This window comes from Cupriavidus cauae (assembly GCF_008632125.1).
GTDB lineage: Bacteria > Pseudomonadota > Gammaproteobacteria > Burkholderiales > Burkholderiaceae > Cupriavidus > Cupriavidus cauae.
In genome coordinates this window covers 48,226-71,308 of sequence record NZ_VWRN01000003.1, presented here as the reverse complement: position 1 = coordinate 71,308, position 23,083 = coordinate 48,226, and the positions used below count along the sequence as shown (strand labels likewise).

Below are 23,083 nucleotides of genomic sequence, written 5' to 3'. Positions count from 1 at the left end.
TCAGCAACACGACGAAAGTACACGCCACAACTGCCGGCCCTTCCGCCACTGCTTCGTGATCCAGCCGCTTCCCAGTTGCTCCTGTCTCTCTCTGCTATCTTCCGCGAGATATTCGACGACATCTTCCACGGAACAGAAACCTTGCACCCCAGGCAAGCGGTATCGCGGATACTCGCACAGAGAAACATAAACCAGCTCGTCCAACGTCAGTCTGCGCTGGCGGTGTGCTAACTCAAAATGATCTACGGTAAGCCCCCAGCCCGAGTAGAAAGGGCCACCGTAACAATGTACGGGCTTGCCCAATAGCAATGCTTCGAAGCCAGCAAGAGATGTCATGGTATGCACTTCGTCAGCTGCCGCGATACAGCCAGAGATGCTTGCGTTTATGACAATTTGATCCGCTAGATCGGTAGCAAAGGAGGCGTCGCCGCCTCGGCGATTTCCTGCCACAACATCAGGATGCGGCTTATAGAGAATCCACGCGTCCGGTGCAGCCGCTCTCACTCGCGCGAGCAAATCTGCATTCCTCCGAACTATCGGCGATCCGGAAATAATGGAGGCATCGTCTTCCACTTGGCCTGGAACTAATATAACCTTGCGTCCTGCGCTCCGGGGATCCAGCTCGAAAATCCCCCCCACGTTGTACTTAGTAATCTTCTTTTCGACGATCAGACGACGAAGAAGTCTCGCGCGCGTACGCTGATCCTCGCTTAGATTCACAACTTCAAGCAAGCGCTCGAGCCGGCTTCTCGAAAATGGGTCGTAGTAGATCCCTTGGTCATCGACTACCAGGGACAACGGCCCATGTAAATCCGAGCCAAGACCGGACGATCGAATAAAGCCATCCTCTACCCGCATAATCGGGATTCCATGCGCTGCCGCAGCCTGGGCCACGGTGTGCTCCCGGCTGCCCCAAACGACTATGCGAGTGTCATCCTTCAAGCGCGCCAAATCGCTATCAGTGAGCCTCTGAACGAAACGCACGCGGCTCGACGGTGTCGTCAAAAACGGTTCAACGATAGCGCGCTTCCAAAGACTCATGCCAACGCAAAGGAGCGTGCATCGATTCGCATCGTTGATGCTCTTATTACGCGCCACCCAATCAAGCACATCAAATATCGTACCTTGCGTACCAGTAGCGGGCTTAATATAGCGTGCGTACATGAGGTAGGCTGCTGCGAATAGTTGTGGCACCGTACGCGCTACACCTCTACGCACTGTCAACTGGCGGACCTCGGGATGGCGGTCATCTGTTAGCCCCCAACCCGCATACCACGGCAAACCAAATACCGTAACCGGTCGCCCCAAAATAAGGGCTTCAAAACCCATTTGAGACGTAACGACATAGACGTGGTCAACTTGCTCCAACAACGTGTAGGGACAACAATCCTCGGCTAATATCCTCAATTTACTGCCGTATTGCAGCACACCAAGATAGCCTTTTTTCTTTCCACGGAGCACGTCCGGATGCGTTTTGACCCATATTTCCGCATACGGATGATCCAGTTCCGCACTCGCCAACATTCTTTCGAATGTCTCTTCGTCTGCGCCGCCATACACAACGGACATATCACCAGCAGTTTGGTCAACAACGAGCACCCGCCGCTTTTTTGTTTTGGGAAAATGGAACGCAGCGGCATGGTTATACTTAGATATCTTCAAGGCGCGAACTGCTTTCAAGGCGCGCTCCGCATCCTCCTGAAGAGATTGCGATAAATCCGCTCCAGCGATCAATTCCTCAAGAGTCGATCCACGCGTTGCATCATAGTATATTCCCTTCGCATCAACGACTAACGAAAGAGGTGCGTAACCGTCTACGCCCAACCCAATCGATCGAATAAAGCCATCTTCAAGATAGGTAATACGGCATCCCTTCACTCTTTCTGCAAATTCTATCGCGCGCGTCGCTGTAGGCCGCCGGCCCCAGCAAACCACTGCAGAAACTGCTGTAGAGCTGTGCTCAGGAAAGCGTATATATCGAATATGAGCATTTATGAATGACGCAAGATGTGGAATCCTCCAAATTCCGCGTGACACGACCCCGACCGTGTCACCGCTTCCGTCACTCGTCGATCGAAGGGACTCTCTAATGCGCACCAACATCACCATGGATCACAACAGTTTGCAACGATCGTGTGATCGCCTCCCTATCAACGCACAAATCGGCCGGCGCCGGAAATACACGCCTATCGAAATATCCAAGGTTTTTTGGTAAGCGAGGTGTTGCTCCATTACGTAAACAATCGACATGCCACCAGTTCCACGACTCCCAATACGAAAGCCGTTGCCTCGATACGCCAGAGACAGAATAGCCAGTATCAAACGCGTTCATCAGCGATTCGCTGCGGTGAGCACCAATGGATAGTGGTAACTTGCAATACAAAATCGCGTCCCTACCAAAAACAAGTTGCAATCTCGACAAAAATTCACTATCGGCACCCGCCCGAACGACGTCCCATATGCCTGCCTCCAGACACACCGCCTCTTTGCGAAAAAGAAGGGATGAGACATTCAGCCGTAACAACGGGTATACCGCCCGTGCATAATACCTACCATCAGGTTCCATTCTCACCCAGTAAGAAATAGTAGCGATCAATCGCGGGCTCGCCAAAAGCGGCTGTATTTGGCGTTCTATTTTTTCGGGGTGCGCCCAATCGTCTGAGTCATGACAGGTCACGAATTCGCCCTGCGCATAGTCGAGCCCTATATTCTTTGCGACGAATGTACCGACATTGAGCCCAAGCCGAATTAGCCTTACTCGATTATCACGCTCCGCAAATTCCTGCGCTATATGTACCGTCTCATCATTACTTGCGTCGTCTACGATAATCAATTCAATGTTTCTATAGGTCTGAGCCAAGATTGATTCGATGGCATATCGCACCGTACATTGGCTCTGAAACGTCGTCATGATGACCGTCGTAAGGGGTCCGGAATGCGCGCGAAGTCCATCCGATTTGCAAACGACATTCCCCGGCCCGAGTGCCCTCGTCGTGTCCCGTAACGACACTGGCAGCAGGTCATGTGAATTTAAGAAACGATTAAACGCTTCCATCTGCAATTCCGGCCGCTGTACGGCAATGTTCTGAGCATGAAGGTCTTTCTCCAAACCAAAGGCAACATCCAGCCATCGGCCAACCTCAGCCGGCGTCGGTTGTTCGGGTGAAAGGCGCCGCACTCTCGAATATACCGCCACCCTCAGTAGTGCCGTATCCGACGCACAGCATCCTTCAAGCAAACCAGCTGCTACTTCTGGCATATACGGCGCCATTGCCTTGGCGAGGTTTGCGCGGCGACGAACAAACTTCCGCTCTCTCGCAATCCGGTCAACATACATGCGAGCCTTGTCAAAGTCGCCGCACGCTGCATGCGCCACCGCTTTTGCAAATATGAAGCGCCAAGCGTTGGAGCTAGCGTCTGTACCTACCACTGAAAGATGCAAACCGAGGCGATATAGCGCCCATACCCACCACGCGGGGACTATTTTTCGCAAAAACCCCGCCGATGCGACAAATTCAACATAACGACCCCTGGATAAGCCGGAAATGCCGCAGATTAGCCTAATCCCGGGCAAAAATAACTCAACAATCCCCGCCAAAAAGGTCACGCGTGTATACTCTATTTGCAACGTCGCCTATTTCATTGGCGAGTCTATTAGCAACGATAATGTCAGACCGCTGTTTGAATTCATCTAAACACGAAACAACGGGCGAATTGAAGAACATTTCTTCCTTCAAAGCAGGCTCGTAGACAATTACATCAATGCCTTTGGCTTTAATTCGCTTCATCACGCCCTGGACCGACGATGCGCGAAAATTATCCGATCCAGCCTTCATAATAAGGCGATAAATTCCAACGACCTTTGGCTTACGAGCGAGGATCTCTTCCGCTATAAAATCCTTTCTCGTTCTGTTCGCCTCGACGATTGCATGTATAAGATTTTGGGGAACGTCGCGATAATTTGCAAGCAACTGCTTGGTGTCTTTTGGCAAACAATAACCACCATATCCAAAAGACGGATTATTATAATGGCCGCCAATTCGAGGATCCAAGCACACGCCCTTGATTATCTCCAACGGATCCAAGGCATGTACAGCAGCGTATGTGTCTAGCTCGTTGAAGTATGCAACACGCATTGCCAAAAACGTATTCGCGAAAAGCTTAATGGCTTCCGCTTCAGTATTACCAGTAAGTAAGACGGGCACCTCGGTTGACATAGCTCCCCGCTTTAGTAGCGAAGCGAACCGTTGACCCAGCTCCCCCCGGTCGCCAACAACAATACGGCTGGGATGTAAATTGTCGTATAACGCCCGCCCCTCACGAAGAAACTCTGGTGAGAAGATTATTCTTTCCGTTTGATGCTCGCGACGCAGACGCTCCGTGAACCCTACAGGCACCGTCGACTTAATAATGACAACGGCTTCCGGGTTCAATGCACGAACTTCGCGAACAACCGTCTCAACTGACGATGTATCAAAGTAATTCGACTGCGGATCATAGTTCGTAGGAGTCGCGACAATTACGAACTCTGCGTCCTCGTACGCGATGGCTGGATTCACCGTTGCACGGAGACGCAATGGCGCACATTTGAGATAACTTTCAATTTCATCATCGGCAATGGGGGAAATTCTGTCATTGATTTGCTGGACCCGTGCCGTGTCTAAATCAAGTGCCACTACCTCATTGTGCTGTGCGAGTAGTATGGCGTTGGATAGCCCAACATAACCGGCACCAGCGACTGCGATTTTCATATAAACCTTATCCTTCGTGACCCATGCCGAACTGCGATCGTCAGCATGCCGGCCGTTTTTGTTGACAAAATTCGACAGTTTTTGCCAACGGAACTCAACGGCCTTCCCCGTTAAACAGGTGCGCTGATTTCTGGCAGATCATTTGCCGCCAGATATTCGTTGAAATTTTTAAATAGCCCACCAATTTTATCGAAGAAGCACTCGAAATTCATGAGCTTGCGGATAGCGTTAATATCGCTCATGCATTCTGAGTCGATATCGACGTTTGGCAGACCCATAAACTCCACCAACTCGCGAGTTCGTGCATCATGGGTCAGCCAGAGCGCCGGCTTTCCGCTCAATAGAGTTGCCATATTGACATGAAAGCGGGATCCGTACGAAAACGACACAGCTTCAGCATTGAATTGAAACCATTCATCAGTATTTCGAAAAAGTCGATATGACGAAAGAAAGTAATTTCTCATATAGTGACGATCGCCATATTCCTCGCCCTTGAGATGTCTACGCAAGAAATATGGAACATCCTCAACCGAATCGCTTCCGGAGAGCGTCTTCACATAAAAATTGTGATTGTGCTTATTAACCGGTTCAATTAACCAATGCCCTTGTCGGATAGCATTAATGAGATGAGCGTTCTCATTTGTATCGAAGTAACGTGTACCGGCATACGCGGGGCGCCCCACTGTTCCATTCTTAATGTTCTCGCGTAATTCTGCAAAGGCCAGCGGCCGGCTAAATAGTGATGGGCAACCAGTGACATATGCGTTCGAGACTCCACACAGCCGTTCGAGTACGCGCTTAGTAAAATCACCCCGCACACCCAAAAGCGTCGCTCGGGAACTAAGATGATTTACCAACGCGACCGCCTCCTGCGGCAGCGAGATGCCATCCAGGTTGGTTTCCTTGGTTTGAATGCCGAGACCAAAGACCACAATTGGTTTATCGACTTTACTTAGAAAGTCGAGCATCCTGGCATACTTCGCGCCATCTTCCTCTCCAGCACGCAGCGTGTTTGCCATCGTGACGATCAAATGGCTGCATCTTTTATTCACGAACGAAAGGAAGTTTTCGAAGCCGAGAGCCTTATAGTTGACGTCTTTCACGAAGAACGCGGAGTCGAACATGCGGAATGGCGCATTCGCATGGACCATATTTCCCGCGTTTTCGGGATATGTGAGAGGGAACTCCACCGGTAACCGCGGCAGACAACCCATAACACCGATTGGTTTCATTTTTAAGTCGAATTCCTTTTCCGTCTTCCGTGTAGCAAAAGGTGGCGTTCAACATGCCGCCCCTATCCTCGCTTCACAAAGATATATTTTCGGCATGAGTCATCGCGTTCGCTCTGCGGGAGATATTGAAAATCTCCTATCCCCTGCCGAGATAGCGATTTATTGACTGCCACGAAGTGATTTTTCTTCTGGATCGCCAATTTTTTAATTGAGGTATTTTCCCCGTGCAGACGTCTGTTATAACAAATTTTGTTAACATGCCGGAACGGTCCAATCTCACTCAGCTTTAGATACATATCATAATCTATGGCGTTCTCCATTTTTTCTTCGAATCCCGTAGTCAAGTTCCAGGCGCGGGCCGTAAACATCCGAAAATGGTGAACGATCATCGCAGTCGTCAACTTTTCTCGCGAGAAGACAGGCCAATTGTAACCCTCTTCGATTTGATTTCCGCTATTGTCCACATTTCGATTTGCGGTGTAGACGCATGCTAGCTTCGGGTCTTTGAAAAATTCCTTTAGGCAGAGCTCGACCGCATCCGGCTCGAGATAGTCATCCGAATCCAACTGGCCAATGTAATAGCCGCGACACATCTTCACAGCAGCGTTAGAGGCTGACCCAATGCCGCCGTTCGGCTTACTCATGAGCCGAACTCGGGGATGATCACCATAATATCGAGATAGAACATCCCAAGTGTCATCCGTTGATCCATCGTCACAGACGCATACTTCTAAATCGACGACCGTCTGGTTTAACGCGCTCTCAATACATTTCACAATATGTTGTGCACAATTATATGCGGGCACATATATCGACACCAATGGAACTGCGCGCAACTTCGCCGTTGTTACGTCTTCTATTTTTCTGTAGAAATAGGGGACCTTATCACGGACGATATTGATCGTAATTTTCTTCCCTTCCGAACGATCCGTCTCATTTTCTTTTCCTGGTGGCTCCTGGTGATATGCCATTCCGCCATCTATGGCGCGAAAATAACAGCCACTTCTGTAAAGTCTGTACGCAAATTCGTTATCCTCGCCTCCCCAATGAGTAAACTCCTCATCGAACCAACCGGCGATATCTAGCCACTTTTTGGCGAATGCGACGTTTCCGCCGCTAAAATATCGGAATGGTGAATCACAAAGACGGAGATTATCGGTCTTTTTAAAATGCTCCAACCGCCAATCTACGGAAACGGATCGCCTTAATAGGCCGGCCTCATTATTGTTTGTGATGACCTCAGGCAAACTCGCGATCAAATCCGGATTTCTCAAAAAATCCAAGCCGGTGTAGGAGCTTGTATCGACATATTTACGGGGTCCGATCAATGCTACATCGTCATTCTCGAGAAGATGATTTACATAGCTTGCTACCCAATTTTTGTTTGGCGCCATATCGCAATCGAGGATTGCGATAAAGGGGTACCGTGCAGTTCGCAGCCCTAAATTTCGCACCGCACATAGTTGATACCCATAATCCTTTTGACGGACATATCGAATATCGAGTCTATCCTCATATCGTTTGACAACGTCCACAATCTGCTCGCGGCTTCCATCATCCGCAACGATAACTTCGAAAGGATATGACCCTTCCTGGTTTACTAGGCAGGCCAAAGTGACGTCGAGAATGGCACTTCGATTGTACGTAGGTATAACTATGCTGAGGGCGGCCAGCTTATTTTCTTTTACGCCAACTTTCCGTTGCATCATCCAACGATAGTCGTTAGTGCTTTCCGGTAATGGCTGGAGCAACAACTCGGAAGGCCAGTCTGACGGAATCGGATTGACGGGCTTAATTTTCGCGTCAATAGATTTTGTTGCGACCGCCGCACGATACTGCTGCAGAACTTTATTTAGCCTCGCAGCACCGATCTTCGCGTCGCCCGAGTTGTGCAACATAAGGAGTGTTGCAGGGTCGAGTGCCGGCTCACCTTTTCTAGCACTCTCCGAAGGCAAAGCGGCGCTCAACAATTTTCTGCAAAGCTCGATATTGGCGCTGACGATATGGGATCCATAAACCGCGCCTGCTTTCTCGAATAGATCGAGAGCGCTTTTATAGTTCTTGCTGTTAAAGTCGGCGATAGCCTGACTAAGAAAGCTTTTCGATGATTGTTGCATAACGGGTTATCGGTATACTTGATACGGGTCTACCACGTCTCGTCTGGAGCAAGCCATTTTTCTGTAGCGATTCAGATCACGCGCGACGTTCTGTTCTAAACTCTTTTATTTCCGAACAGATCGCAAATGGCATCGCCAGCCAACCTAGTGGGGAACGCGCACGTTCAAGCACGGCATGGCCAAGCCGATATGACAGGTGGCGTTTTACTCGCTCTGCCTCATGAGCGTCGCTGTATTTGTGAATCGGAGGCAGTTTCTTCTGACTCCGCTGATTTTGATCTTGCTTGTAGCAACGAACGACCTTTACTAGCGTCCAAGGCATAGCAAGCCATCCACCAAAAGATCGGGATCCGGCGATCATTGCTGCACCCAATCGATATGAAAGATGGTTTTTAACACGGTCTGCGGCACCGACCAGTTTCGCCGAAGCGGCACCGGCATTTTTTAGGCGCTCGACATCAGCATATTTTCGTTCCAGTTCTTGCTGCACAATATGTAGCTGCGCAAGAAGCCTTGTGTTTTCCGCCTCGATGCTTTCCTTCTCCTCGAGCCGTTTTTCCAAAAACCTTACCTGATCAGTAAGTTTGCTCTCTATGCGATCCTTTTCCTGCTGTAGCATCTGCAAATCGCTCTTGCTTCGTGCCGAAATGGCGTTTAATTCCGAAGAGAGATTCTGCAGTTTTTCGAGCTCCCGAAGATTTTCATACTCGCGTGCCTTGCTTGCCTTAAGATCTCCATTTAAAGCGTCAATGGTCGACTGCAGCGAGTAGAGCGACGCAATTTGTTCTTTATGTGCCTTGTTCTCAGCCCCAAGCGATGTGATTTGTACTTGAAGTGCCTTGAGCTCCTGCCAGGCGACGAGAGGATCAACGTTCTTTGCTGGAGCGGAACTCGGCAAGGTCGCAGCCGATTGAAGTTCGCTGAATAATTCAAGCGCCCGGGGGTACAATTGCAGAGTTTCACCGATTATGTATCGATCCAAAGCGTTAACGCTCCAGGTCGATTCCGCCGGGATTTTGCTTTTTTCTACCAAAGGCGCGGTGACCGTTTCGCCGAAGGGATACCGGTCGTCCGAAAAATTCCGGCTAAATGGTGCTAAGGGTGCATCCAGACGGATCCGGACTTCTTGAAGGCACCAAGCCGCCGACGAACGCACCTCCTTCGCATGAACTAGGATTGATCGCTCTTTATTGGCTTTGTAGAACGCGAGTAGCGCATCATTGTAGGAACACCACTCCTCAATCATTAAGGGTAGGTTTTGTATGTAGTCGTTTTCGTCGATCGGCACATCGAACGCCGTCTCGGGGTCATCGTATACCAGCACAAAGCCAACAGTCGGATCCAATAACTTCCAAAAATCTAGGAGTTGGAGCGCAAGAGGGTCAGCCCACCCCCACAACCTCTGGTCGAGATTCGCGAGCAAAAGATCCAGCACCATCCCTTGCCAAATGGGGCCAGGATTTACCAGAGTCAACTCTCCGCCGGTGTAAGAGCGCTGTAATGGGTTTACACCGTGGGCTTTGTAGAGAAGGCTTCCAATTTCGGCTGGAGTAAGATTCTCTCTACGAGATGGACGAGGGGTTGCCATCCCAAATTCTTTCAACAATTGTTCGACATGCGTAAATCGCGACGAAGGATGCCCAACAATCAAGATTTTGTTCATAGTAGGCGTTTCTTTATGTTATCGAACTGGCGGCGTTATAGTGGTGGCGTCCGATGGTTCCTCGCCGAGGCGGGGCATCAAGGGGTATATCTCTTACCTTTTACAACCCCAACACCACCTTCGCACTAATCGCAATCTGATAAAGAATCTGGAACACATCCTTGGCAAATTGCCGCGACTTGAAATCGACCTTTGGCAATACCAGGATTTCATCCCCCGCCTTGATCTCCGGATCGCGCTTGCCATCGGAGAAGCTGCCGTCGCGGTGCGCGATGATCACGCGCGACGTATCGGCGTTTTGCGAATAACCGCCCGCCTGCTGGATGTATTCCTCGAGGTCCATGCCCCGGTCGAAGGCGATGGCGTTCGGGAACAGGACTTCGCCGTTGACGACCACGAGGCCGTCCTTGACCGGCACGCGCAGGATGTCGCCGTTCTCGAGCAGCAGGTTGTCGCGGTTGGTGGACCTGGCGATCAACGTCTGGCCGGTCGGATCGATCTTGCGGGCGCGCTCGACCCACTGAAGCACGAGCGCCGCCTCTTCCTTGCGCAGTTGCGCCTCTTCGGCGGTGCCCGAGCGCGCGGTCAGCACGCTGGACTCCAGGCTGCGCAGCGCGGTATGCAGGAGCAGCTTCTGGCGTTCCTTCACGCTGTTGCGGAACAGCTGGATGCTGTTGGCATCGGACTGCGGCGTCATCTGGATCTGGCTCAGCAGCTCGCCGACCCGGCTGCCATAGGGCAGGACGAATTCCTGCGGGCCGAGGTGTTCGCCTTCCACGCGGACCGTGATGGTGCCGGGACGCTTGTCGGCGGTGAATTCGACCTCGTCGCCGTCCTTCACTTGCACGTTGGGCGCTTGCGCCAGCGGGTAGTACTCGGTGTTGCGAACGGTGCCGGTATTGCGAATCACGCGGACATTGGTCGACTGCGGCAGGGGCTTGGCCATGCTGGCGATCTGCTGCAGCGTGGTGGCATCGCCCATGAACTCGAAGCGTTTGGCGTTTTCGGCAAGGCCGCTGACCTTGACGGTCTTCTTGCGCGGCTGCACGAAGATGACGTCGCCATTGTTCAGTTGGCGCGACGCGAGCTCACCCTTGAGCAGGAAGTCGTAGAGGTTGACGACGGCCAGCGTGTGCTGGCCGCGCTTGATGGCCACGTCGAGGAAGGAGCCGCGCTCCGGATCGATGCCGCCGGCCTGGTCCAGATAACGCAGGATGCTGTCGCTGGAGGTACCGGTGTACAGGCCCGGGCGGTACACGGCGCCGGTCACGTAGACGCGCACGGGTTGCGCGGCGAGCAGGCTGGCGTAGATCGACACGTTGCGCGCGAAGGCCTTGCGCAATGCGCCGGTGATGGCGGTCTGCAGGTTCTCGTTGGTGATGCCCTGCACGCGGAACGGTCCCACCTCGGGCAGCAGGATATTGCCGCCGGCATCGACCGTCAGCACGGTATCGACGTTGTAGCCGTTCCACATCCGCAGCTGGATGCGGTCGCCCACCGAAACCACATGGCTCGGATTGAAGATGGAGGCGCTGTCTCGGCTGAAGGCACCGGTGAACAGATTCGCGCCGAACACATCGCTGGTCAGGTTGGCGCTGTAGTCAGCCTGCTGCGGCAGGCCGGCCGCCTGTCCGGTTGGGTCGAATGCGGGCACGCGGGGCTCGCCGACCGCGGCGCTCGGCTGCACCTGGGCCCCCACCATTCCGGTAGCGCCGGGCGCTGCAATGCCGCCTTGCATCGACATCGTCGACATATTGGTCGAGTACGACGCCGCGTTCGCGCTACGCGAGCGCTGGCTGCCGTAGCCCTTGGTGACACCTTCGGCGGCCTCGACCGCGGGGTCGATCGAGCGCGTCTGCGCGTGGGAAACGCCGATACCGCCCATCAGGGCAGCGACCAGCGCGGAGAGGGAAACTAAAGTGCGAAACATGCTCAATCCCGGTGGTCCTTGACGATGGCGCGCAGCAACTGGATCACGCCAGCCAGCATCAAGGTCATCAGCACGAAGACGACGATGTTGTAGATGCGTCGTGGTTGCAGGGGGAATTCCGGCGTGGTGGGTTGCTGCACCACAGCCACGTTCTTCAGCTTGCGGGTTGCCTCGATGCGCGCCTTCTCCAGCGCGCCGAGGGCCGTCTTGTAGAGGTCCTGCGAGAATTCCGCCGCAAGCTGCAGGCGTTCCTGTTCCTCGATCACCCGGTTCAGGCCGCGCTTGCCCTTGGTGGACACCATGCGACCGCGCTGGGCGGCAATCTCGCGTTCGACCGCGGCGATCTGCGCGTCGATCTGCACGATGGTGGAGGACTGCGGCGTAAAGACATCCTTCAGCGAGGCGCGGCGCACCTTCAGTTCGGCCAGTTCCGCTTCGGCGCTGGCCACCACGCTGGACAGGCTTTCGATATCGCCGCGCGGCGACACCAGGCCATTGGCGTTCTGGTACGCCAGCAGCGCCTGGCGCGCTTCCTGGGCGCGCTGGCCCTGCGCCTGCACCTGCTTCTCGATATAGACGACCTGGTCGCTGGCGATCCGGTGGGTCATCTCGTTCATGAAGCGTTCGCCTTCGCGCACCATCGCTTCGGCGATGTTGCGGGCCATTTCCGGCGTGTAGGCCTGCGCCTGGATCACCAGCACGCGAGAGTAGTCGTCGTATTCGACGTTGACGCGCTTCAGATAATGGGCGTGGAAGCGCTCCAGCGACGCGTCCTTGAACCACATGCGCGACAGCGGATCGCGGCCGCCGGTGCTGTAGTGTTCGCGCAGGTTCAGGCGCGAATCGAGAAGCTGCAGCATGTCGACCGACAGCAGATACTCGCGCAGCAGCAGCAGGTCCTGCGGCGCGGTATTGCCGATCAGCAGCGAGGCGAAATCGCTGGTGTTCGCGCCGATGGCATCGCTGCGCTCGATCACGACCTTGGCTTCGGACACGTAGCGATCCGAGGCGATCAGCCCCCAGTAGAGGGCGGCCAGCACGCAGAGGGCCGCTGCGGCTTGCCACAGCCGGCTCGTTTTCAGTAGGGATTTCATGCTTGAATGCTTTCGCGGTAGCGGGCCAGCGCCTCGTCGACGGTATCGAACCAGTGAGCGTGGCCGTCGTGCAGCCAGATCGCGGAATCGCAGAAGTTGCGCAGCGTCGATTCGCTGTGCGAGACCATCACCAGACCGGCGCGGCCGGCGAGGTCCCGGAAGGCCTTCTGCGATTTCCGCTTGAAGGCGGCATCGCCTACTGCAGTCAGTTCGTCGACCAGATAGGTATCGAAATGGAATGCCATCGACATGGCGAACGCGAGGCGCGAACGCATGCCGGAGGAATAGGTTTTGACGGGATCGTCGAACGCTTCCCCGAGTTCGGAAAAGTCGCGAACGAATTCCAGCGTCTCTTCAAGATGTTGATGCGCGCCGTGGATGCGGGCAACGAATTTAGCGTTCTGCCGGCCGCTGAGCGAGCCCTGGAAACCACCGGTCAATCCCAGCGGCCAGGACACGCGACAATTGCGCTGAATCGAGCCGCGATTGGGCTGGTCGATGCCGCCGATCAGCCGCAGCAGCGTCGATTTGCCGGCGCCATTGGCGCCGATCAATGCAATACGGGCCTGCGCCGGAATATCGACGGAGATCCCCTTGAGCACCCACTGCGATCCGTGATGGTTGCGGTAGCGCTTGTAGACGTCGTTGACCCGGATCATTGCGCCACCAGCCGTCGCGCAAAGCGGGCATGCAAGGCCAGGCCGAGAAACAGCAGGGCGAGCACGACGAAGCCCAGGTAGGCCAGGCTGATATGGGTTTCGCCGTGGTAGCCCGCGAAGTAGCCGCCGCGCATCGATTCGAGACCATGCACGATGGGATTGAGCAGCAGCCAGTCGCGCAAGGGACGCGGCACGCTGCCGATCGGATACATCACCGCGGATAGGAAATAGAGCGGCGTAAAGGCCAGCTTCACGATCTTGCCGGCTTCGGGCAACAGCGCGCCCACCACCGAGAAGACCAGCGCCATGCCGAGGCCCAGCTGCCACAGCAGTACCGCGGCGACCATGACCTGGATCGGGTCGGCCGGGCCGACGTCAATGCCAAACAGCGCCAGCCCGCCGAGCAGTGCGAACCAGACGATGGCGTAGAGAAACGCTTCGAGCGCGGCCCGGACCAGCACGGTATCGACGGGCCTCACCTGCCGGTAGGCAAACAGCGCCGCGTTCGCATTGACGGCTTCCATGCCGCGGCGGGCAACGTTACGCACCAGAAAGAAGCCCCAGACGCCAACCAGGATGAAAACTTCTGTATTAACCCCCCCAGCCATCACCCGATGCCGGATCACGCCGAACAACACCATCAGAAAGACCAGATGTACGGCCGGTTCAAGCAGAATCCACATCCACGCGGCCCGGCCGGTGGCCAGGCGCGCGCTGGCCTCGCGCAGGAAAAGCGCGCGCCAAACCGATAGCGCTACGGAAAACTCCGAGCGAACGCGCGCCGAACTCATTGCAGGTTGTCGAAGATGTCCAGTACGCCTGCAACCTGTTCGTCGGCATCGAGCACGACCAGTGCGCGCACATTGCGCTCGCGCATCAGGTCCTCTGCGTCCGAAAGACGCGCATCCGCTTGGATGGTGATGGGGGTGGCCGTCATGAAGTCGCCCACCGGGTGGCTCAGCGCCGTGGCATCCCGCTCGATCGCGCGACGCAGGTCGCCGTCGGTAAAGATGCCGGCGAGTTCGCCGTTATTCAGGACAACCGCAAGTCCGAGCCGTCCGCTGGTCATCGCATCGATGGCCTCGCGCAGCGGGGCATCGGGCGCGACCACGGGCACCCGCTTGTGCATGACGTCGCGCACGCGCGTCAGCAGCTTGCGGCCCAGGCTGCCGCCCGGATGGAAGCGGGCAAAGTCCAGCGGCTTGAAGCCGCGCCGCTTGATCAGCGTGACGGCCAGCGCGTCGCCCAATGCCATGGTCAGCAGCGTCGAGGTGGTCGGCGCCAGGTTGTTCGGGCATACCTCGCGCTCCATCGGCAGGTGCAGGAAGACGGTGCTGTGCCGGGCCAGCGTGCTGTCGTGGCGGCCGCTGATGCCGATGATGGCGTTGCCGAAGTCCTGCAGCGAGGGCAGCAGGCGCAGGATTTCCTCGGTTTCTCCGCTGTTGGAGATCAGCACCACGATGTCGTCGTGGCGGATCACGCCCAGGTCGCCATGCAGTGCTTCGCCGGGATGCAGGAAATAGCTGGGTGTGCCCGTCGAGCTGAAGGTCGCGGCCATCTTGCGGCCGACCAGCCCGGACTTGCCCATGCCGCTGATGATGACGCGGCCACGGCAACGCAGGATCAGGTCGATGGCGGTATCGACCTCCTGACCCAGCGTATCGGCCAGCGCATGAAGTGCGCCAGCCTGCTCAACAATGACCTCCCTGCACATCGCGGCGGCGGACTGCATCTCTGCGTGGATACTGTCCTGCCCCGTTCCTCCCAACATGACCGCTGTATTCATTTGTTACTTTCTTATTGGAATTCTGCGCCCTTTTCAGCGCTTGTTTACTTTTCAAAGTCGGCAATGTTAAGGGCAAGGCCCCTTGAAAGGCAACAGAAAGTAACAGTTGTCGTTCGCTATCTACATGCCATATTCAGACAACATCCGTGAAATATGTGACTTAATAGGCCATCTTCGCACAACCCCGACCCGCCCTCCCCTCCTTCGGTAGGCCGGCCGCATATCAGTACGCCGCCAAATGTAAAGACGCGAATAGCGCCCGCCGACCCGCTCTGTTTCCCGCCTTCGGGCACGCTACGCCTGTGTCGGCTAGCCAACAGACCGCCCGTCGACGGATCGCGATACTTCCGCCAAAAGCGCCGCCCATTGCGGCGCGCCGGAGTCTGCGGGGCAAGTCGCCACCCGGCCCGGCCCTTACTGCCAGGAAGCCTCGCCATGAAGCCCGATCCCAGATCCTGTGCCGGAGCGGCAAATGCCCGGTCGCCGTTCGAGAGGACCGTGCTGACGCGCGGCAAGGCGACCCTGATCACCTATATGGGCGCCGGCGATTCGCACCCGACGCTGGTGCTGTGCCAGGTCGAGCGCCTGCGCGAGAGCGACCTCGAGCCGCTGGAGAAGCTGCAGTCGTTCTGCACGGCGCGCCATGTGCTGTTCGCCGTCGTGGCGCCCGACGAGGCTGCGCGCGGCATGGCGGAGACCTTGCAGCGCTGGGGCATCATGGTGTTCCTGAAGGCGCCGACCGACGACGAAGTCGAGGCCTTCGTGCGGGTGCAGCGATTGATGCGCCATCCGGCGGTGTGGATCTGAACCGCGGGCGGCGCTTGCGCTCGGGCCGGTCGCCCAGTCAAGACGCTCAGTCAAGCAGCCCAGTCAAGCCGCCCAGTCAAGCCGCCCAGCCAAGCATCTCAGTCCAGTCGCCCAGCCGCGCCGCTCACCCCGGTCGCTCAGCCAGGTCGTTGGCGCGGCTCCCTCAAGCGGCCGCCCGCCGCGTGACCGGCGCGCCCTCGGCTTCGTCCTGCCGCATCAGCCAGCCATATAGATCCCGCGTATCGTCGGGCGTCGCCACCAGCTCCACATAGCGCCCCGCGTGCCGCGCGCAGGCGGCGGCGTGCAGCCAGCGCAGCGTCGAATAGTCTTCCAGCGCGAAGCCCACCGAATCGAACAGCGTCACGTCCTCGACCGCGGTGCGGCCCGGCACCTCGCCATTCAGGATTCGCCACAGCTCGATGACCGGGAAGTCCGCCGGCATCTGCTGGATCTCGCCTTCGAGCCGCGACTGCGGCTCGTATTCGACCGCGACGCGTGCGCGCCGCAACAGCGCCGGGTCGAGTTCGGTCTTGCCGGGGCAGTCGCCGCCGACCGCGTTGATATGCACGCCGGGCGCGATCTGCTCGTCGCGCAGGATGGTGGCGCGGGTCTTGTCGGCGGTCACCGTCGACACGATGTGCGCGCCGGCCAGCGCCTCGTCGATCGACGCCATCGGCAGGATGCGCAGCTCGCCGGTATCGGTCAGGCCGGCCAGGTTGCGCTGCAGCTTGGCGGTCGCCGCTGGGTCTACGTCATAGGCGCGGATCTCGTGCACGCCGAGCATCGCGTGGAAGGCCAGCACCTGGAATTCTGCCTGCGCGCCATTGCCGATCAGCGCCATCGCGGTGGTGCCGTGCGGCGCCATCGCCCTGGCGGCGACCGCCGAGGTCGCCGCGGTGCGCAGCGCGGTCGCCAGCGTCATGTCGGCCAGCAGCAGCGGAAAGCCGGTCGAGACCTCGGCCAGCGCGCCAAACGCCATCACGGTCGGCATCGCGTGCGCGGCGTTGCGCGGATGGCCGTTGACGTATTTGAACGCGTACTGTTCGCCGTCGGTGACCGGCATCAGCTCGATCACGCCGACCGGCGAATGGCTGGCCAGCCGCGCGGATTTCTCGAAGCGGTGCCAGCGCAGGAAGTCCTGCCGCACGTGTTCGGCCAGCTGCCGCAGCGCGGTCTGCACGCCGATGCTGCGCACCAGGGCCGCCACCGCCGTCGCGTCCAGGAAGCGGGTCATCGCGGTCTCCTTCATCGTCGTCTCCTTGTGGTTCTGTGCTGAAGCCATGGCCCTGGCGCCGTTGGTACGGTCAGGCCGCCGCGACGCTGGCCCGGCCGCCGGGCGCTTGCTCGATCCCTTGGCGTGCCCCGCTGCTGCGATCGAGCCGCAGCGTCATGCAATACGCGCCGCCGCCCGACAGCATGAACGGCGCGAGATCGACCTCCTGCACGCGATAGCCGCGCTTGCCGAGCGCGTCGCGCAGGCGAGGCGTGGTGCGCGCCATCACGATGCGGTCGTGCAGATTGACGGCGTTGACGCTGAAATGCCGCAGGTCGTCGGCGCTGGCCTCGATGCGCTGGCTGGCTGGCAGCCGCGCGTGCAGCTCGCGCAGCGAGGCCTCGGTGAAGGCCGGCGGGTAGTACAGGATCTCGCCGCCGGCCAGCGGGCAGAAGCAGACGTCGAGGTGGTAGCTCTGCGCGGTGGCGAGCTCCAGGGCGACCACTTCGCGCCCGAAATAGGCGCCGACCGCATCGGCCGCGCAGCGGGCGGAACGCGGCCCGAAGCCGGCCCAGAAGTGGCCGCGCACCGCGTCCCAGATGCAGTCGCCCGCGCCCTCCTGGTAGCAGCCGTCGGCCAGCGTCGCCACCTCGTCGAGCAGGCCACGCTCGCGCAGCCCGGCGAACAGGCGCGCGAACGGCGCTTCCTCGCCCTGCCGCTGCGGGTAGCGAAAGCGCGCCAGCAGCGCGCGGCCGTCGAGCACCACCGCGGCATTGGCGGGAAACACCATGTCGGGCAGGCCGGGCTCGCCCGCGGCGACCTCGACCGCGAAGCCGGCCGCTTCGAGCGCGTCGCGCAGCTCGGCGAACGCGCGCAGCGCGCCGCGATGCATGCCTTGCGGATCGGCAGCCCAGCGCAGCGGATCCATCCACGGATTGATGCTGTACGACACGTCGTAGTGGGTCGGCTCGACAAGCAGGATGGTGGGTTCGGTGATCACGCCGCACTCCTTCCGGTTCGGGTTATTGTCGGAATGGATTGTGGTGCACACGCGTGCCAGCGGATAGCGCACAAACTGCGCAAAAAGCGCGGTCCCTATGACAGAATGCCGGCATGGGCCGGCGTTTTGCCAAGCCATCCGCCGGGAACCTGCGAGCCGGCATGGGCCGGCGTTTTTGAAGCCATCCGCCGCGAGACCTGCGAGCCGCCATGGACGATATCGACCGCCAACTGCTGGCACTGCTGCGCGACAATGCGCGCACGCCGACCACCGCGCTGGCCAAGGCGCTGCGGCTGTCGCGCGCGACCGTGCAGAACCGGATCGACAAGCTGCAGGAGGCGGGCGTGATCGTCGGCTACACCGTGCGGCTCAAGCCCGAGGCGGAGCCGCACCGCATCCGCGCGCTGACGACGATCTCGGTGGAAGGCAACCGCATCGGCAAGGTATTGCAGGCCCTGCGCGGCGAGCCGAACGTGCAGACGCTGCATACGACCAACGGGCGCTGGGACATCATCGCGGAGCTGCGCGCGGACACGCTGGAGGCGTTCGACCGGACGCTGGACCGGATTCGGCTGATCGAGGGGATTGCGGCGACGGAGACCAGCATCCTGCTGTCGACCTACAAGCTGTGAGGGCGGTCGAAGGTCAAGGGGATGGCGATTGCCATTGACCCCTGCCGGGGTGATTGGCGGACAGCGAAGGAAAGCAGCGTTCGCCATCCAGCGGCGAAGCCCCGCTTTCGTGATCCCAAAGCCACATACTGAAATTCCGATATATTGACGTGTTTCCCGCTCCCAATGCGGGTAGTTGGAGATCTGTTCGAATGACGTCCGGCAATCCGGTTGAAAAGTCGATGGAGCGGGTCCCGCCGGGCCCTGCCGTCACCGACCGCGCCGAGCTGGACCGGCTGGTGGCCTGCGAATATTGCGACGCGGTCTACCGCCGCCTCGTGCTCGGCCCCGGCGAACGCGCGCAGTGCCTGCGCTGCGGCGGCGAGCTGTACCACGAGAGCCGGCGCGCCTATCGGCGGCTGCTGCCGCTGGTGCTGACCGCGCTGATCCTGTTCATCGTGTCGAACGCCTATCCCATCGTCGAGATGGACCTGCAGGGCGTGCGCACGCGCACCACGCTATGGGGCGCCGTCCAGGCGCTGCAGGCCGACAACATGACGCTGGTGGCGCTGCTGGTGTTCGCCACCACCATCGTGTTCCCGCTGGCCGAGATGCTGATGATGGCCTATCTGCTGGTGCCGCTGATGCGCGGCACCGTCCCCCCGGGCTTCGAACGCATCATGCGCGGCATCCGCCAGACCCGTCCGTGGGGCATGCTCGAGGTCTTCATGATGGGCGTGCTGGTCACGCTGGTGAAGCTCTCGACGATGGCCCAGGTGCTGCCCGGCATCGCGCTGTGGTCGTTCGGCGCGCTGGTGATCGTGCTGGCGACGATGCTGACCTACGATCCGCGCGACCTGTGGCGCCATGCCGAGCGGCGCCAGGGGGAGGCGCAGCGATGACTCCGGGCGATCCCAAACCTTCCGTGCGCCAGCGCGCGCTGCGCCGCTCGCGCGAGGTGGTCGCCGGCGTCGTGCAGGAGCTCGCCGACGACGACGAACGCACGCCGCTGCCGGAGGTGCCGACCGCGACGTCGATGGGCCTGCTGTCCTGCCACGCCTGCGACGCGCTCAGCCCGATCGACCAGGAGGGCCAGCCGTGCCGCCGCTGCGGCGCGACGCTGCACCATCGCAAGCCGGCCAGCCTGACGCGGACCTGGGCCTTCCTGCTGGCGGCCTACATCCTGTACATACCGGCCAACGTGCTGCCGATCATGATCACCCGCTCGATCCTCGGCACGCAGGAGGACACGATCCTGTCGGGGATCATCTATCTGTGGTTGTCGGGCTCGCGCATGCTCGCCATCGTGGTGCTGATCGCCAGCATCGTGGTGCCGCTGCTGAAGATGATGATCCTGACCTTCCTGCTGCTGTCGGTGCATCTGCGCTCGACCTGGCGGCTGCGGCAACAGACGAAGCTGTATGGGCTGGTCGAGCTGATCGGCCGCTGGTCGATGCTCGATATCTTCGTGGTGGCGCTGCTGGCCTCGCTGGTGCGCGCCGGCGCGCTGGCCCAGGTCGACCCGGGCACCGGCGCGGCGGCGTTCGGCATGGTGGTGGTGCTGACCATGCTGGCCTCGCTGTCGTTCGACCCGCGCCTGCTGTGGGATGCGCACGACCACGCGGAGGACCACGCGCATGGCCGCGCGGCCGGCCACGGGCAACGCGAGGCGCCCGGCGGCGCCGCCCCGGCTTCGGCACGGGCGAACGACTGAGCCGCCGCGACGCCTGCCGAACATCGATACCGATACCGAACCCCGATCCGAACACCGATCCGAACACCGATCTGAACACCCATACCGAACACCGACGCAAGCTGGACTTTTATCGATGCCCGATCCGGACAACCTTTCCTCCTCTCCTCCGCCCGCGCGGCCGCCACAGCCCGGCGAGCCGGCGCGCCGGCGCCGCGCGCGCTGGCTGCCATCGGTGGTCTGGCTGATTCCCATCGTCGCCGCCGTGGTCGGGCTGTCGCTGCTGTTCCATACGCTGTCGCAGCGCGGCCCCGAGATCCAGGTCACCTTCCGCACCGCGGAGGGGCTGGCTCCAGGCAAGACGCCGGTGCGCTACAAGGACGTCGATATCGGCCTCGTCAAGTCCGTGCGGCTGGCCCCCGACCGCTCGCATGTGGTCGCGACGATCGACCTGACCAAGGACGCGGACAACTTCGCGGTCAAGGACACGCGTTTCTGGGTGGTGCGGCCGCGGCTGGCCGTCAGCGGCGTATCGGGACTGGAGACGCTGCTGTCCGGCTCCTATGTCGGCGTCGACGCCGGCAAGTCCGAGGAAAGCCAGCGCGAGTTCGTCGGCCTGGAAACCCCGCCGGTGGTCACCACCGACTCGTCCGGCAAGCAGTTCGTGCTGCGCGCCGCGGACCTGGGTTCGCTCGACATCGGCTCGCCGGTCTACTACCGGCGCGTGCAGGTCGGCCAGGTGGTCGCCTATCAGCTCGAACCGGCCGGCCGCGACATCACGCTGCGGGTCTTCATCAACAAGCCCTACGACGAACTGGTCACCGCAGACACGCGCTTCTGGCATGCCAGCGGCGTCGACCTGAAGCTCGATGCGGGCGGCTTCAAGCTCAATACGCAGTCGCTGGTGACGATGCTGCTCGGCGGAGTCGCCTTCCAGGCGCCGCCGAACTCGAACGTGACCGAGGCCGCCAAGGAGAACACCCAGTTCCTGCTGGCGGGCGACCAGGCCGACGCGATGAAGGAGCCCGAGGAACTGGCGCCGACGCTGGCGGTGCTGAACTTCGAGCAATCGGTGCGGGGCCTGGCGCCCGGCGCGCCGGTGGACTTCCGCGGCGTGGTGGTCGGCCAGGTGCGCTCGATCGGCATCGATTACGTGCGCGAGACCAAGTCGTTCCGGCTGCCGGTCGTGGTCGAGCTCTATCCGTCGCGGATGGGCTTCCGCGAGCGCGACCTTGCCGACCGCGAGCGCGCCCGCCAGCTGATGCTGGGCCTGATCCAGCGCGGCCTGCGCGCGCAGTTGCGCACCGGCAACCTGCTGACCGGCCAGCTGTACGTGGCGCTCGACTTCTTCCCCAACGCCAAGGCGGTCAAGCCGCCGGCCGATACCGCAATCGCCGAGCTGCCGACCATGCCCGGCGCGCTCGACGAACTGCAGGCCAAGCTCGGCAGCATCGTCGGCAAGATCGAGAAGGTGCCGTTCGATGAGATCGGCCAGGATCTGCGCAAGACGGTGGCGCAGCTGAACACGACGCTCGCCAGCGCGGACAAGCTGGTCGCGCAGCTGCAGGGCGATGTCGCGCCCGAGGTGCTGGCGGCCCTGCAGGACGCGCGCCGCACCATCCAGTCGGCCAACGGCACGCTGGCCTCGGACGCGCCGCTGCAGCAGGACACGCGCCGCATGCTGCAGGAGCTGACGCGCACCGCGATCTCGCTGCGCACGCTGACCGACTATCTCGAACGCCATCCCGAAGCGCTGCTGCGCGGCAAGACGGAGACTCAACGATGAAGGGCCCGCTTATCCTGTCCCGCCGGCTGCGTGCCGCGACGTTTGCCACGGCCTGCGCCGGCGCCCTGCTGCTCGGCGGCTGCGCGTCGTCGTCCGAGCCGCGCTACTACACGCTGGCGCACGGCGGCGAGGCCGCTGCGGCCGGTGCTGCGATGCCCGCCACCGCGGTGGTGAGCGGCGCCAATTCGCCCACGGGCACAGGCACGGGCACAAGCGCCGCCAGCCAGCCGCTGTGGATCGAGGTCGCGCCGGCGCGCGTGCCCGAACGGCTCAATCGCCAGCAGATCGTGATCGGCGGAGCCGACGGCCGCGTGACCCCGCTCGACATGGCGCGCTGGTCGGCGCCGCTGCCCGACGAGTGGCGCGATGCGCTGTCGCAGCGCCTGCAGATAGTGCTAGGGGCGGTTGATGTCTATCAGCAGGGCTTGAGCGGCGTGCAGCCGCTGTACCGCATCACCACCGAGGTGGTGCGGCTCGATGCGCAGCCCGGCGCGCGCGTCGGCGCCACCGTCAACTGGACCGTGCGCCGCCTGCCCGATGGCCGCACGCTGGCCGGACGCACGCAGGCCGAACTGCCCGCCACGGGCAGCGGCGACGACGTCGCCGGCGTGGTCGCGGCGATGCGGCAGGTGGTGGCCGACACCGCCACGCAGATCGCTGCCGGCGTGGCGTCGTTGCGGACGGAGCCGGCGACGGTCAGCGGCAAGCCTTAACGCTTCGGCGCCGTCAGCGCCTCCAGGG

At 59.8% G+C, this 23,083-nt stretch carries 19 protein-coding genes; 6 read left to right on the top strand and 13 right to left on the bottom strand.

Annotation, left to right across the window (positions count from 1 at the left end):
• The 11 genes from F1599_RS00790 to F1599_RS00740 form a co-directional block, all read right to left on the bottom strand.
• Entirely contained in the window at positions 1 to 2,103 is a 2,103-nt protein-coding gene (locus F1599_RS00790; RefSeq protein ID WP_150081771.1) for a capsular polysaccharide biosynthesis protein, read from the bottom strand.
• Positions 2,087 to 3,607 carry a glycosyltransferase family 2 protein gene (locus F1599_RS00785; protein WP_150081716.1) on the bottom strand — a complete coding sequence of 507 codons (1,521 nt, stop codon included), beginning with the start codon at positions 3,605 to 3,607 and terminating at the stop codon, positions 2,087 to 2,089. The genes F1599_RS00790 and F1599_RS00785 overlap by 17 nt, the downstream gene beginning before the upstream one ends.
• Positions 3,582 to 4,751, bottom strand: a complete 1,170-nt coding sequence (locus tag F1599_RS00780) for a nucleotide sugar dehydrogenase (RefSeq protein WP_150081713.1) — start codon at positions 4,749 to 4,751, stop codon at positions 3,582 to 3,584. Before F1599_RS00780 ends, F1599_RS00785 begins: the two co-directional genes overlap by 26 nt.
• Before the next feature lie 110 nt (positions 4,752 to 4,861).
• Positions 4,862 to 5,983, bottom strand: coding sequence for a polysaccharide pyruvyl transferase family protein (locus F1599_RS00775; RefSeq protein ID WP_150081710.1), 1,122 nt, complete (start codon positions 5,981 to 5,983; stop codon positions 4,862 to 4,864).
• A gap of 62 nt (positions 5,984 to 6,045) precedes the next feature.
• The gene (locus tag F1599_RS00770) at positions 6,046 to 8,100 is read right to left on the bottom strand and encodes a glycosyltransferase family 2 protein (protein ID WP_150081707.1); all 2,055 of its coding nucleotides are present in this window, start codon (positions 8,098 to 8,100) and stop codon (positions 6,046 to 6,048) included.
• A gap of 76 nt (positions 8,101 to 8,176) precedes the next feature.
• The gene (locus F1599_RS00765; protein WP_150081704.1) at positions 8,177 to 9,763 is read right to left on the bottom strand and encodes a hypothetical protein; all 1,587 of its coding nucleotides are present in this window, start codon (positions 9,761 to 9,763) and stop codon (positions 8,177 to 8,179) included.
• A gap of 100 nt (positions 9,764 to 9,863) precedes the next feature.
• Entirely contained in the window at positions 9,864 to 11,693 is a 1,830-nt protein-coding gene (locus F1599_RS00760; RefSeq protein ID WP_223819409.1) for a polysaccharide biosynthesis/export family protein, read from the bottom strand.
• Between the two features lie 2 nt (positions 11,694 to 11,695).
• Complete coding sequence (locus F1599_RS00755; RefSeq protein ID WP_150081701.1) at positions 11,696 to 12,787, bottom strand: chain-length determining protein; 1,092 nt, start codon at positions 12,785 to 12,787, stop codon at positions 11,696 to 11,698.
• Positions 12,784 to 13,446 (bottom strand): ABC transporter ATP-binding protein, encoded by a 663-nt coding sequence (locus F1599_RS00750; protein WP_150081698.1) that lies wholly within the window; start codon positions 13,444 to 13,446, stop codon positions 12,784 to 12,786. Before F1599_RS00750 ends, F1599_RS00755 begins: the two co-directional genes overlap by 4 nt.
• Positions 13,443 to 14,237 carry an ABC transporter permease gene (locus F1599_RS00745; protein ID WP_150081696.1) on the bottom strand — a complete coding sequence of 265 codons (795 nt, stop codon included), beginning with the start codon at positions 14,235 to 14,237 and terminating at the stop codon, positions 13,443 to 13,445. Before F1599_RS00745 ends, F1599_RS00750 begins: the two co-directional genes overlap by 4 nt.
• Positions 14,234 to 15,178, bottom strand: a complete 945-nt coding sequence (locus tag F1599_RS00740; protein WP_150081693.1) for a KpsF/GutQ family sugar-phosphate isomerase — start codon at positions 15,176 to 15,178, stop codon at positions 14,234 to 14,236. The genes F1599_RS00745 and F1599_RS00740 overlap by 4 nt, the downstream gene beginning before the upstream one ends.
• Positions 15,179 to 15,730: 552 nt before the next feature.
• Between F1599_RS00740 and F1599_RS00735 the strand changes: the two genes are divergently transcribed.
• On the top strand, positions 15,731 to 16,039 hold the full coding sequence (locus F1599_RS00735) for a hypothetical protein (protein WP_150081690.1): 309 nt from the start codon (positions 15,731 to 15,733) through the stop codon (positions 16,037 to 16,039).
• A gap of 163 nt (positions 16,040 to 16,202) precedes the next feature.
• Here F1599_RS00735 and F1599_RS00730 read toward each other — a convergent pair whose 3' ends face one another.
• Positions 16,203 to 17,288: an ornithine cyclodeaminase gene (locus tag F1599_RS00730; RefSeq protein WP_150081767.1), complete on the bottom strand. Its 1,086-nt coding sequence runs from the start codon at positions 17,286 to 17,288 to the stop codon at positions 16,203 to 16,205.
• Between the two features lie 55 nt (positions 17,289 to 17,343).
• The gene (locus F1599_RS00725) at positions 17,344 to 18,252 is read right to left on the bottom strand and encodes a dimethylarginine dimethylaminohydrolase family protein (protein ID WP_150081687.1); all 909 of its coding nucleotides are present in this window, start codon (positions 18,250 to 18,252) and stop codon (positions 17,344 to 17,346) included.
• A gap of 209 nt (positions 18,253 to 18,461) precedes the next feature.
• Between F1599_RS00725 and F1599_RS00720 the strand changes: the two genes are divergently transcribed.
• The 5 genes from F1599_RS00720 to F1599_RS00700 all read left to right on the top strand — a co-directional run bounded on the left by F1599_RS00720 (position 18,462) and on the right by F1599_RS00700 (position 23,055).
• Positions 18,462 to 18,884, top strand: coding sequence for an Lrp/AsnC family transcriptional regulator (locus tag F1599_RS00720; protein ID WP_149316881.1), 423 nt, complete (start codon positions 18,462 to 18,464; stop codon positions 18,882 to 18,884).
• A 221-nt stretch (positions 18,885 to 19,105) separates the two neighbouring features.
• Positions 19,106 to 19,765: a paraquat-inducible protein A gene (locus F1599_RS00715; protein ID WP_150081765.1), complete on the top strand. Its 660-nt coding sequence runs from the start codon at positions 19,106 to 19,108 to the stop codon at positions 19,763 to 19,765.
• A complete protein-coding gene (locus tag F1599_RS00710) occupies positions 19,762 to 20,577 on the top strand; it encodes a paraquat-inducible protein A (protein ID WP_150081684.1) in 816 nt (271 codons plus the stop codon). Before F1599_RS00715 ends, F1599_RS00710 begins: the two co-directional genes overlap by 4 nt.
• Positions 20,578 to 20,692: 115 nt before the next feature.
• Positions 20,693 to 22,342, top strand: a complete 1,650-nt coding sequence (locus tag F1599_RS00705) for a PqiB family protein (protein WP_149316879.1) — start codon at positions 20,693 to 20,695, stop codon at positions 22,340 to 22,342.
• The gene (locus F1599_RS00700) at positions 22,339 to 23,055 is read left to right on the top strand and encodes a PqiC family protein (protein ID WP_150081681.1); all 717 of its coding nucleotides are present in this window, start codon (positions 22,339 to 22,341) and stop codon (positions 23,053 to 23,055) included. Before F1599_RS00705 ends, F1599_RS00700 begins: the two co-directional genes overlap by 4 nt.
• Positions 23,056 to 23,083 lie beyond the last annotated feature (28 nt).